Source organism: Planktothrix paucivesiculata PCC 9631, from assembly GCF_900009265.2.
Taxonomy (GTDB): domain Bacteria; phylum Cyanobacteriota; class Cyanobacteriia; order Cyanobacteriales; family Microcoleaceae; genus Planktothrix; species Planktothrix paucivesiculata.
This window is the reverse complement of sequence record NZ_LR735014.1, coordinates 43848-55291: the sequence shown is the minus strand read 5'-3', so window position 1 is coordinate 55291 and position 11444 is coordinate 43848. Positions and strand designations below refer to the sequence as shown.

Annotated in this window: 14 protein-coding genes; 6 read left to right on the top strand and 8 right to left on the bottom strand. The window is 40.5% G+C overall.

Translation table 11 applies throughout. From position 1 onward, the window contains the following. Window positions 1-117 precede the first annotated feature (117 nt). A complete protein-coding gene (locus tag PL9631_RS11335) occupies window positions 118-1707 on the bottom strand; it encodes a glucose-6-phosphate isomerase (RefSeq protein ID WP_083620355.1) in 1590 nt (529 codons plus the stop codon). 138 nt (window positions 1708-1845) lie between these two features. Here PL9631_RS11335 and PL9631_RS11330 point away from each other — a divergent pair, with 138 nt between their 5' ends. The 4 genes from PL9631_RS11330 to PL9631_RS11315 all read left to right on the top strand — a co-directional run bounded on the left by PL9631_RS11330 (window position 1846) and on the right by PL9631_RS11315 (window position 3771). Continuing rightward, window positions 1846-2475, top strand: coding sequence for a ParA family protein (locus tag PL9631_RS11330; protein ID WP_083620352.1), 630 nt, complete (start codon window positions 1846-1848; stop codon window positions 2473-2475). Window positions 2476-2514: 39 nt separating this feature from the next. Next, the gene (locus tag PL9631_RS11325; protein ID WP_083620350.1) at window positions 2515-2880 is read left to right on the top strand and encodes a ribbon-helix-helix domain-containing protein; all 366 of its coding nucleotides are present in this window, start codon (window positions 2515-2517) and stop codon (window positions 2878-2880) included. After that, the gene (locus PL9631_RS11320) at window positions 2877-3296 is read left to right on the top strand and encodes a putative toxin-antitoxin system toxin component, PIN family (RefSeq protein WP_083620347.1); all 420 of its coding nucleotides are present in this window, start codon (window positions 2877-2879) and stop codon (window positions 3294-3296) included. The genes PL9631_RS11325 and PL9631_RS11320 overlap by 4 nt, the downstream gene beginning before the upstream one ends. Window positions 3297-3462: 166 nt before the next feature. Beyond that, window positions 3463-3771 (top strand): putative quinol monooxygenase, encoded by a 309-nt coding sequence (locus PL9631_RS11315; protein ID WP_083620345.1) that lies wholly within the window; start codon window positions 3463-3465, stop codon window positions 3769-3771. Here PL9631_RS11315 and PL9631_RS11310 read toward each other — a convergent pair. The 4 genes from PL9631_RS11310 to PL9631_RS11295 all read right to left on the bottom strand — a co-directional run bounded on the left by PL9631_RS11310 (window position 3719) and on the right by PL9631_RS11295 (window position 6593). Beyond that, window positions 3719-5038 carry an O-antigen ligase family protein gene (locus PL9631_RS11310; protein WP_083620343.1) on the bottom strand — a complete coding sequence of 440 codons (1320 nt, stop codon included), beginning with the start codon at window positions 5036-5038 and terminating at the stop codon, window positions 3719-3721. The genes PL9631_RS11315 and PL9631_RS11310 overlap by 53 nt on opposite strands. A gap of 34 nt (window positions 5039-5072) precedes the next feature. Beyond that, window positions 5073-5912 (bottom strand): YaaW family protein, encoded by an 840-nt coding sequence (locus PL9631_RS11305; RefSeq protein WP_083620341.1) that lies wholly within the window; start codon window positions 5910-5912, stop codon window positions 5073-5075. Between the two features lie 107 nt (window positions 5913-6019). Then, entirely contained in the window at window positions 6020-6355 is a 336-nt protein-coding gene (locus PL9631_RS11300; protein ID WP_083620340.1) for a helix-turn-helix domain-containing transcriptional regulator, read from the bottom strand. Beyond that, window positions 6327-6593: a type II toxin-antitoxin system RelE/ParE family toxin gene (locus tag PL9631_RS11295; protein ID WP_083620337.1), complete on the bottom strand. Its 267-nt coding sequence runs from the start codon at window positions 6591-6593 to the stop codon at window positions 6327-6329. The genes PL9631_RS11300 and PL9631_RS11295 overlap by 29 nt, the downstream gene beginning before the upstream one ends. A gap of 67 nt (window positions 6594-6660) precedes the next feature. Here PL9631_RS11295 and PL9631_RS11290 point away from each other — a divergent pair, with 67 nt between their 5' ends. Further along, on the top strand, window positions 6661-7722 hold the full coding sequence (locus tag PL9631_RS11290; RefSeq protein WP_197046340.1) for an NAD(P)/FAD-dependent oxidoreductase: 1062 nt from the start codon (window positions 6661-6663) through the stop codon (window positions 7720-7722). A 116-nt stretch (window positions 7723-7838) separates the two neighbouring features. Here the strand turns inward: PL9631_RS11290 and PL9631_RS11285 are convergent, their stop codons facing one another. Further along, complete coding sequence (locus tag PL9631_RS11285) at window positions 7839-8759, bottom strand: cation diffusion facilitator family transporter (protein WP_083620334.1); 921 nt, start codon at window positions 8757-8759, stop codon at window positions 7839-7841. A gap of 18 nt (window positions 8760-8777) precedes the next feature. Further along, window positions 8778-9983, bottom strand: coding sequence for an alanine racemase (gene alr / locus PL9631_RS11280; protein ID WP_083620332.1), 1206 nt, complete (start codon window positions 9981-9983; stop codon window positions 8778-8780). A gap of 73 nt (window positions 9984-10056) precedes the next feature. Here alr and PL9631_RS11275 point away from each other — a divergent pair, with 73 nt between their 5' ends. Continuing rightward, the gene (locus PL9631_RS11275) at window positions 10057-10554 is read left to right on the top strand and encodes an HNH endonuclease (protein WP_083620329.1); all 498 of its coding nucleotides are present in this window, start codon (window positions 10057-10059) and stop codon (window positions 10552-10554) included. A gap of 194 nt (window positions 10555-10748) precedes the next feature. Here PL9631_RS11275 and PL9631_RS11270 read toward each other — a convergent pair whose 3' ends face one another. Then, a complete protein-coding gene (locus PL9631_RS11270) occupies window positions 10749-11267 on the bottom strand; it encodes a DUF3172 domain-containing protein (protein WP_083620327.1) in 519 nt (172 codons plus the stop codon). Between the last annotated feature and the right edge of the window lie 177 nt (window positions 11268-11444).

Sequence of the window (11444 nt, the reverse complement as noted above, 5' to 3'; positions counted from 1 at the left end):
GGGGGAGCAGGGGGAGCAGGGGAGGTAGGGGGGGTAAGTAGGGCGAGTATCTTCGCTGGCTAATAATTAATACATCAACACCTCAACAATTAACAATTAATAATTAAAAATCCACACTTACCAGTGAATACTTGCTATTAAGCTGGCTGGTTTTGCGGGATTTCCTGCTAATAGGATGCCGCGTTTATTGGTGGCTAAATGTCGCAGAATTTTATAAATTGCTTCAATTTGATCAGGAACTCCTGCCTGTTTAGCTAAGATTTCCAGAGATAGAGGTTGACCTGCATCTTGAAGGACTTGAATAATTTTATGTTGTAAGTCCAGAACTTCTGCTGCTGCTTTTTTCCCGGCTTCAACACCCGGTTGATGGTAAGCGTTAATATTCACTAAAGACGCATATAAACCCACCGCCCGTTCATACAAAGCAATTAACGCACCGACAATTTCGGGGTTAACTTCTGGAACTGTAATGGTAATCGAATCTCGCTGATTTTCATACAATGCTTGTCGAGTTCCGAGTAAAAATCCTGATAAATAATCTCCTGCTGTTACCCCGGGTTCTATTTCAATAGAAGGTAAAGATCGATCCTTTAAAACTTCAATAAATGTAGCAAAAAAGTTAGGCACTCCGTCGCGTAATTGTTGAACATAAGCGTGTTGATCGGTTGATCCTTTATTCCCATAAACGGCAATTCCTTGATAGACAATATTGCCATCTAGGTCTTTTTCTTTCCCCAAGGATTCCATGACTAACTGTTGTAAATAACGACTAAACAACAGCAAACTATCTTTATAGGGTAAAACCACCATATCTTTTTCGCCCCTGCCATTTCCGCCATAATACCAGGCCAAGGCTAATAAGGCCGCCGGATTGGTTTTAAATTCCGGTTTGCGGGTAGCGATGTCCATGGCCCTAGCCCCGGCTAACATCCCCCGAATATTAATCCCCTGTAGAGCCGCAGGTAATAGCCCCACGGCCGATAATTCAGAAGTTCGTCCCCCCACCCAATCGGCCATGGGAAAGGTGGTTAACCAGCCTTCAGCATGGGCTTGTTGATCTAGTTTGCTCCCAATTCCGGTCACAGCCACGGCTTGTTGGGCAAAGTTTAGGTTTTTGACAGAAAAGGCATTTTTCACCTCAATCATGCCGTTACGGGGTTCTGGAGTGCCACCGGACTTGGAAATCACCAGCACCAGGGTACTATCCAGGCGATCGCCCATTCTAGCCAAAACCCGATCAATCCCTCTAGGATCAGTGTTATCAATAAAATGGATATTCAGAGGGGGAAGATCGGGGGCTAGGGCTTCCGCCACAAATTCCGGCCCCAAAGCCGATCCGCCGATACCAATTGATAAAATATCAGTGAATTTGGCAGTATTAGGGGGTTTAATTTCACCTTGATGAATCTTTCTAGTAAAATCTTCTATTTTTTCTAAGGTCTGAACAATTTCTTGCTTGAGATCCGGGGTTGGGGCCAGATCAGGGTCACGCAACCAATAATGGCCGACCATGCGGTTTTCGTCGGGGTTAGCGATCGCCCCTTTTTCCAAGGCGTCCATAGCTTGAAAAGCTTGATCAAACTTGGGCAATAAGGATGCAACAAAATCATCGTCAAATCCCATCCGACTAATATCCAGGTACAGTCCTAAGCTGTCATGGTAGTATAGCCAATCTTGGTAGCGTTGCCAGAGTGCAGTGGCATCCATAATCTTAAATTCCGCTATATTAATTTTTAGCTTAAAGGATAACAGGTTTAGATTAACTTTTTTTCGGTTAATAATTAACGGTTAAGGCTGGCTCTTGATCAGTTAAACTGAAATTTGCTTGCCACCGGATCTATAACTATGGCCAAAATTCTAGCGATCGCCAACGGAAAAGGGGGAGTGGGCAAAACCACAACCGCCATTAACCTAGCTGCAATTCTCGCTAATAACTTTAGCACCCTTTTAGTGGATACAGACCCCCAGGGTTCGGCTTGTTGGTGGGCTGAACAGGGCCAAGGGGGAGAAATGCCCTTTGAGCATTCTTCTGAGACTGACCCGAGTTTACTATCTCGATTGAAACAGGTACAGGACTATGAATTGGTAGTCGTAGATACGCCTCCGGCTTTAAAATCCGATGCGTTATTAGCTGTTGTGCAAGTAGCCGATTATTTGGTGTTACCGACCCAGGTGGCGCCGATGGATTTAGTAGCATTAATTGAAACGGTGCGATCGACTATTACCCCGTCAAAAGTTCCCCATAAAGTGTTAATGACCAAAGTAGATCCTCGCAGTTTAGGGGATGCTTTTGATGCCCAAAAATCCTTACAAGAGGCGGGTATTCCGGTCTTTAAAAACATTATTCGGGCCTATAAAGCCCATGAGCGTTGTCCCTTGGAAGGAGTGCCGATTATTCAATCTAAAAGTCATAATTCCCGAGAAGCGGCTTCGGATTATCGACGGGTGGCGGTGGAATTATTGAGGAGTTTATAGGGCAAATATTAATCAATTCAAGACCAAGGAGAATAAATTATGCTCAAAATTACCTTAACCTCCGAACAAGAAGCATTTTTACAAGCCCAACTCCAAACCGGAAAATACAATAACCCGCAAGAGGTAATTTCTAAAGCCTTTAAGCTGTTAGAAAAAGAGGAGGAAAGCGAATTGCTTGCCAATATTCCAGGCAGCGCATCAGCTAAAAAGCTCCTGACAGAAAAGATTAAAGAGTTTAGCGATAACCTAGAAAACAATCAAAACCAATTTCTAAACCCCGAAGAACAAAAATTGAGTCGAGAACTAAAAGAGCTATTTGATAAAACTCAATCTATCCCTGGGATTGGAGATATAACCGAGGAGGAAATAGCCGCCGAAATAGAAGCCTATAGGGGAGGGGAATGAAAATCATTGTTGATACCAACGTTTTAATCTCTGCTGTTTTAAAAGGGAAAAATGCCAGGGATGTGATTCAATTCATTATTGACCAATCTAACTTTGATTGGATAGTTTCTCAAGAAATTTTAGAGGAATATCGGGAAGTTCTAAAGCGACCTAAGTTTAAAATACCAAATGACACTAGAAATCAATGGCTTAATAAACTGGAAACGATTCCCCAATTAGTTGAAGTTAAGGTGAAAATTAATTTTCCTCGAGATCCTAAAGATGCTAAGTTTTTGGCCTTAGCAATGGCGAGTCAAGCCGATTTTTTAATAACTGGAGATAAGGACTTTGATCAGGTCAAAGAAATTGGAAAAACGGTGATTATTTCTGTGTCTTTTTTTAAGGATATATTTATCAACGAGGAAGTCAGGAATTAAGACAGTTTTGTTGGAAAACTTTGGATTAAATCCCGATCTTAAAATTCTTTTAGATCTAATTAATTAGTTAAAATTATGTTCATAACTTGCAGGATTTTAGCTTAATCATAACATTCTTTTGATATTATTAAATCATAGATTGACCAAATTTTACGAGGACTTTAAAATGACTCAAAAATTGCGTGTTGTTGCTCGGGTTGTGGCGTTACCGGATAAGATAGAAGCCTTAAAAATGGTATTACTAGGGTTAGTTGAACCCACTCGCCAGGAACCAGGTTGTTTAGAATATGATTTATTACAAAATCAAGCAGATCCAACGGATTTCACCTTTGTAGAAACCTGGGAAAGTTCCGAGCATTTACAAACCCATTTGGCGAGTGTTCATCTGCAAACTGCTACAATTCAAATCAAGAATTTAGTCGCTATTCCAACGGATATTCGGTGTTATAATCAGATTTTTGCCCATGACAAATAACCCCCCAAATTCCCGATAAAATGATCCAACTCAAGGTATTTACTCTAAAATCAAATAAACTGACATCAAAACAGTTAAACAAAATTAACGCTAAAAAGGTAATTAAATAGCTATAATAAATTAATCGCTCTGAAGGATTAGTTAAGCTATTTTTTAAGACTAAAAATCCTTGACTTAAAATCCAACCTATTATCCCCATAAATAGCAATGTTGCTGCAATTCCTATTTCAGCCAATAGCATTAAAAATAAATTATGGGGATGACCTAACCAAACGTTCATTTTAGCTTCATAGAGTGGGGTAAAATTTCTTAATCCCCATCCGGTTAAGGGGCGAGTTTGGGCTAAATTTAAGGCAAATTTCCATTGGGTAATTCTGAGGGTTTCTACCGGACGGACAAAATTTTCATCGGTCAGTCTTTGCCAAAAATAAGCGGGGATAATCATTCTTAACCCTTCTTTAATTGGAGAGGGTGCAAAAGCTGACCCGAAAACGGCCGTTACTGCTGTTGTTACTAATAAAATTAACCACCAATATCCTAAATATAAAGCATAAGCTAAAATTGATAAAACCGCTAACCCCCAAGCATTACGAGAGTTAGTTAAAATCAAGTCAATTGTGGTTAACAATAGAGTTATAATTAATATTGTTATTTTCTGGTTTTTATTGAAAATATAAATATCATAATTCTGGGATTTATTTTGCCATTCTTGAATTAATAATCCTAGGGTTAATGTGAAAATAATCACTAGATATGCCGCGAAAATATTAGCATACATAAATACCGATGACATTCGACCCACCGGGTTGCCATTGAGTTGTAAACTCCAACCTAAAATTCCCTGTAAACTATCAATTCCCGACCAGCTTAAATATTGTTGTCCGAGTCCCAAAATTGTCACGGGAATAGCACCAAATATCATTAACCATGATAACTGTCGCAATTGACTAGGGGTTTGGATAATTTGACTTAACCCCGCAAACATAATAAAATAGGGAATAAAATTATTTAAACCCAGGAAAGATTCAAGGGAATGCTCTGCTAAAATAGAAATAATAACTAATAAAATACTTAAAATGGCTAATCCTTGGTTAAGGGGATTTTTCCAAATTAATTTAAACTGACGTTGATAACTAAAAATCATTCCTAAAAAAATAGAAATGCTGCCCAATATTGGTAAAATAGGTAATAAAAATACCCCCCATTGTAAACAATTCCAAGGTAATTGTAACCGTCGTTCTGGGTGGGGTAAAAGTATTGATTGCATGGGTTAAAATCGGTCAAAAAACCTTGAATTAGTATTAAGAATAAGCCCAATCGGAACGGGTTAAACGAATTTGTGCTAAAGTAAATATGGTAGGAATAATCCGAGCATAATTAGTAGAAATTGCTCGCCATCCTAAGTCAGCTACTAACCACGTCCATAATAACGGCCCCAGGAAAGAAAATACACTGCGAGTTAACCCATATTTGGTTGCTGTAACCGCCATTCCTCGGTTTGCAGTCTGAATAGCAACATAATTTTGAAATTGAGTAGCGACAGTTGCACCTCCTTTAATTAAGGCTTCTTTTGCTACTTGATATTTAGCAAAATGTAAAGCAAATTGACTGGCTATTTGTCCTAAAATTATCGGTCGGATAACAGAATTAACTGCTACCAAACTTCCCGCTTTAAATAACCATCCTAACGGATCTTTTTGGGCAGAAATTGGTAAGGGTTGTAAAGGTTTTGTTTCGGTTAATGCTTTTTGAACTTTTTGGGTGAGGTTGGTTTGTTCTGACTGGGGTAAACGTTTCCAAGCTTGACCTAAAAGATGTAAAAAAACTTCCGCTTCTAAGTCAGCCGTTGACAGGTTTTTTGCATAGGGAATTTTCAAATAACGACAAACTTGAATTAACGTTTGGCGGTAAGTCACCTGTTGAGTTTTTCCCCGCAAAACCGTTACCCCATCGGCGGCGAGATAGCGAAAACGCTGTTCTAAGGCGTCTAACCAGGCTTCTCGGTCTTGACTTTGAACGTCGATAGGCGTGGGAGTTTTTACATAGTCTAAAGGGTTCAAACCCCGACTAAACAAGAGTTTTGTTAACTGTTCTAACTCATCTTCTGTTGCTAGTTCTAATCCAGATCTAAGTTCGTCCAATGTTGATATCCTCCTCAATTGGGAGTTTTTCCCTTTACTATTTTACTACTTTTTGGGAAAATCTCTTATCCGTGAGCAGTAAATCCTGTTTTATTAACAATTGATCATTATTCTTTTTGCTCAACGGGTTTAACTGTTACATTTAATTGTAAACCCATTGCATTAAGCCAGGAAATAAATGTATAAATTTCTTCACCTTTACTTTGAGATAACATCTGATCTAGCTTTTTATAAAGTTGATGAGCTTCTTCGGTTAACTGATGATTTTGTAAATACGCATCAACAATATCTTTAAATGCAGCCTGAAGTAATTCGGGTTCAGGTTGATTATCTTCAATCTCTAAGATTACTTCTAAATAGCTCGCAGCACTAATGGGATCTTTGAGAGAAGAAATCAAATATTCATGATAGTTTTTACTTGTGGTAACTTTCAGTTTGTTCATAATTTCTCCAGTATTTCTTGGCTTTTTTAATATCTTCTTTTTGAGAACTTTTATCACCACCACAGAGAAGTAATACAACAGTTAAACCAATTTGTCCAAAATAAATGCGATAACCCGATCCATAATCAATCCTAAATTCATATACTCCTTCTCCTACTGGGCGATAATCTCCTAAATTTCCAAGTTCAACTCGCCTTAGTCGTTTCTTAATTAGAGATACTCCTCTTAAAACTTTCATTCATTTAGAATATCAGGAATTAGCAATATACACTTATAATCTAAGAAACTGAAGTTCAACAATACCCATGAATTCAATCATATTTGATGTCGCGGTCATTGGTGCAGGAGTTTCGGGTTTAACCTGCGCTCAACAGTTACAAAAAGCCGGATATAACGTTATTGTTTTAGATAAATCAAGGGGTGTGGGAGGACGGATGGCGACTCGACGAGTATCAGGAACTCGTGCAGATCATGGTGTGCGTTATTTAGAACCGAAGGGGGAACTATTACAACAGTTAATTCAAGATTTACAAACTCAGGAACCCTTAGAAAATAAATTACAACTTTGGACAAATACCCTCTATGAGTTTAAACAAAATCAACTCCAACCTCAAACTATTTATCAACCCTATTATATTATGCCTTCTGGTATGAATACCGTGGGAAAAATTATGGCTGAGGGCTTAAATATTCAGGTTAATAGTCGAGTTGAATCTGTAACAATTACAACCGAAATTAATTGGCAATGTCATATAGAATTAACTGATAAAAATAATCCAGAATTACCTGAAATAGTGACAGCAAAATCTCTGGTTATTGCCATTCCTGCCCCCCAAGCCTTGATGTTATTAGAATCGTCTAATATTGAGTTTGAATCTATTTTTTTAAATCAGATCAAATCCGTTGAATACGATCCTTGTATTACGGTAATAGCAGGTTATTCTCAAGAACATAATCCAGATATTCCAGATTGGAAAGCGGTAACTTTCTCGGATGATCCCCTATTAGCTTGGGTAGGAATAGATAACAGTAAACGATTAAATTCTACCCAGCCTATTTTTGTAATTCAAAGTAATAGTATTTTTGCTCAACAATATTTAGAAGCAACTGATTTAAACGCCGTTGGAAAAAAATTAATTAATCAAGCTGCAAATACTTTATTACCCTGGTTAGATACCCCTGAATGGATACAAATTCATCGCTGGCGTTATGCCTTTTGTCGAACACCTTTAAGCGTTTCCTGTTTAACAAATATGACTCCATTACCCCTAGTTTGTGCGGGGGACTGGTGTGGCGGAAATCAAATTGAAGGAGCGTTAAAATCGGGAATAGATACCGCAAATTGGTTACAAAATCAACCTATTTAAAACGGTAAAAATATAGACAGATGCCGCAACTGCTATAACTCTAGTCTTGACCATTACCCATTACCCATTACCCATTACCCATTACCCATTACCCATTACCCATTACCCATTACCCATTACACAATATGATCAGGCTCTAGGAGACAAGGATAATGCTGATCCCCAGTTTCAATTTGTAGGGTGGGATGGTCGATGTCAAAGTGATGATGCAATTCCTCGCTGATATGGGTTAAAAAGCCATCTCCTGGGCAGCCTTCGGGCATCACCAAATGGGCTGTCAGGGCCGTTTCTGTGGTACTCATGCCCCAAATATGAAGATCATGGACTTGTGCCACCCCAGGTAACTCTTGCAGAAAAGTCCTTACTGCCAGGGGTTCGATGTGCTTGGGTACTCGATCTAAAATTAATCCTAGGGCATCCCGCAGTAGGTTCCAAGTCCCTACCACAATTACTACCACAATCACTAAACTGATAGCAGGATCAAACCATAGCCACCCCGTTAACAGAATGGCTATGCCCGCGAACACCACCCCCAGAGAAACCAAGGCATCGGCCGCCATGTGCAGAAACGCACCCCGAATATTAATGTCTTTCTTACCCCCGGAGAAAAATAAGAGGGCGGTCAGGGTATTGATCACGACTCCCACCCCAGCGATCCAAATCAAGGTCATGCCCGGCACGGGAGTGGGTTCTTGGAGTCGGCGCAAGGCTTCCCAGGTAATGCCTCCCATTGCCAGCAGGAGCAGAATTCCATTGAGTAGGGCGGCTAAAATTGATGATCGCCGCCAACCATAGGTATAGGTTTGATTGGGCGGACGCTGCCCCAGGTAACTAGCACCCCAGGCCAGTAACAGCCCCAAAACATCACTCAGGTTGTGTCCGGCATCGGCTAGTAGTGCCAGGGATTGGGTAATTAATCCAAAGGCTACCTCAATCAAAACAAAGCCAATATTTAAACCGATACCGATCTGAAAGGCCCGGGTATAGGTTTTTGGGGCATGACTATGGGAATGATTATGGGAGTGATGATGAACCACAACGGATATCCTAAATAACTATTTATTCATAATATTAACTCTGGGAAGTCGATGTTTAAATCCACATAAAATTTCCCATGAAATTGTACCAATGGTATTCGCCCAATCATCGGCAGAAATCGAATATTCTCCATCTTTACCTAATAATGTAACGACTTCCCCGACTTGTAAATCTGGAATATTACTCACATCTAACATGATTTGATCCATGGTAATTGTGCCAATTTGATTCACCCATTGACCTCGAATTAAGACTTTAATTTTATTAGAAAGATTACGAGGAATGCCGTCGGCATAACCAATTCCAATCACGGCAATTTTGGTTTGTTTTTTGGCAATAAATTGATAGCCATAACTGACTCCTGTTCCGGCTTCAATGGTTTTAACTTGTGTGACCCGGGCTTTAATTTGCATCCCGGGTTTTAAACTAACTACAGATGCTAAATGAGTTGCGGGATAAAGACCATAAAGACTTAATCCAATTCGCACCATATCATAATGTAAATTCCTATCTGCTAATGTTGCCGCCGAGTTGGCAATATGTAATAAGGGAAATTGGAGATCAGAATCAGATTGCCAATGATCTCGTATTTCATTAATTACATTTTCATACCGATAATGTTGTTGTCGCATCACCGTGGGATCGGGACTATCGGCCGTGGCAAAGTGGGAATAAATTCCGGCTAATTCTAAATTAGGTAATCGTTGAACTAATTTAAAAAATTCTAACCCTTGTTGCCAAGGAGTTCCTAACCGTGACATTCCCGTATCAATCTTAATTTGAACTGCTAAAGATTGATTTAATTGATTTAAAGTTTCTGAGAATAATAATGCCTGTTGCGGTGTGCATAAAGTGGGTTGAAGTTGCCAATGGGCGATCGCTTGCACTTCTTCGGCCGTATGGATCGCCCCCAAGAGTAATATCGGTTGCTTAATACCCGCTTCCCGCAATTCTATCCCTTCTGGGAGGGTGGCAACGGCTAACCACTCCGCCCCCGCCTGACAAACGGTTTTCGCCACGGAAACCGCCCCATGTCCGTAGGCGTCGGCTTTGACCACCGCCATTAATTTTGTTTGGGGAGATAATAAACCCTTAATCTGGCGGATATTTTCTGCGATCGCATCTAAATCCACTTCCACCCACGCCCGTTGACGAATCCCAACTTCTATTTCCGAATTGAGCAAAGTCGTGTTTTTAATAGAAATAGATTTTCCACTCAGCATATTTTTGTCGTTTAACCCCTGAAGGGGTTAAGCTGTGTTAATATCGGTCAAATCTTATCGCAAAATCTAGCCAATGGGTAGTGTTTTGGTATTGAACGCCTCCTATGAGCCACTCAATATTACGACTTGGCGACGGGCGGTTGTCTTATTACTCAAAGAAAAAGCCGAGCAGGTTGAGCATAATGGAAAATTCCTTCTCCCCGATTTTCCATTGCCCACCGTGATTAGGCTGCGCCACTATGTTCGAGTTCCCTATAAAGATATTCCCCTTACCCGAAGAAATATATTGCACCGAGATAGCCACTCTTGTCAATACTGTGGTCACACCGGAGAGGATTTAACCCTAGATCACGTGATTCCCCGATCTCGTGGGGGCGGGGATACCTGGGAAAACTTGGTTTCCGCCTGTGTTTGCTGTAATGTCAGAAAGGGCAGTCGCACCCCCAAAGAGGCGGGAATGACCTTGCGTACCCCACCGCGCAAACCCCATAGTAGCCTCTATTTTGAGGTGACTCGGCACGTTAAAAGCGGTATGAATAAAGAGTGGCAAAAGTATGTAATTGGTCTTTAATATTGCATTCAGTTGAATGGGGAGCAGGGGAAGCAGGGGGAGCAGGGGAAGCAGGGGAAGCAGGGGAGGTAAACTCTTTCTATTCCCCATCACCCATTCGTAATTCGTAATTCGTAATTCGTAATTCGTAATTACCCATTACCCATTACCCATTACCCATTACCCATTCCCCATTCCCTGTTCCCTGTTGCAATTTAAAATCGCTCTGTTTCTGACCGAGTGGGCGGTTGAATGCTTCCGGGTTGGTTAATAAACAGGTTAGCGGCACCATCATTTTGATAAATACAATTAATGGTGGGATTAGTTTCCAATTCCCCGGTAAATCCAAAGGTATTCATGCGTTGTCTACAATCTCGCTCTTGTTCATTATTTAACAGATTCCGTTGTTTTAAAATTGCCCAGTTACTGGTACGCAGAACACATCCCGGCTGGAGTTTGGGCTGTGTGACATAGACATTGAAGGGGTTTAGGGTGACAAAGACACGCAGATCGGTGACCATTGCACTGGCACCGAATTTAATACAGGTTTCGGTATTCGGTGCATTTTGGTCAATAAATTGGCTAGAGGCTACGTTGGATGGATTTAAGGTGGTGGTGGAACTGATCGCAATTCCAATCCCAATTCCTAAAATCAGTACCCCGCCAATTACTGCTAAAGCTGTGTAATTAAAGAGTGAAGGTTTAGCAGGTGCCATTTTGTTTCTACGTCTCATATTAACTCAACCGGGTTGAAACACTCAAACTAGAGTAGAGTATATTCCTTCTAATATGTTATCGCGTTTAGATGTCCGGTGTGGGGCTTGACACTCAGCAGAGAACGCTCAACTGTTAATATTGTCTGTCTAGGGATGGCGATCGCTCACCCCATGATTACTTTAGCGAATCAGAAC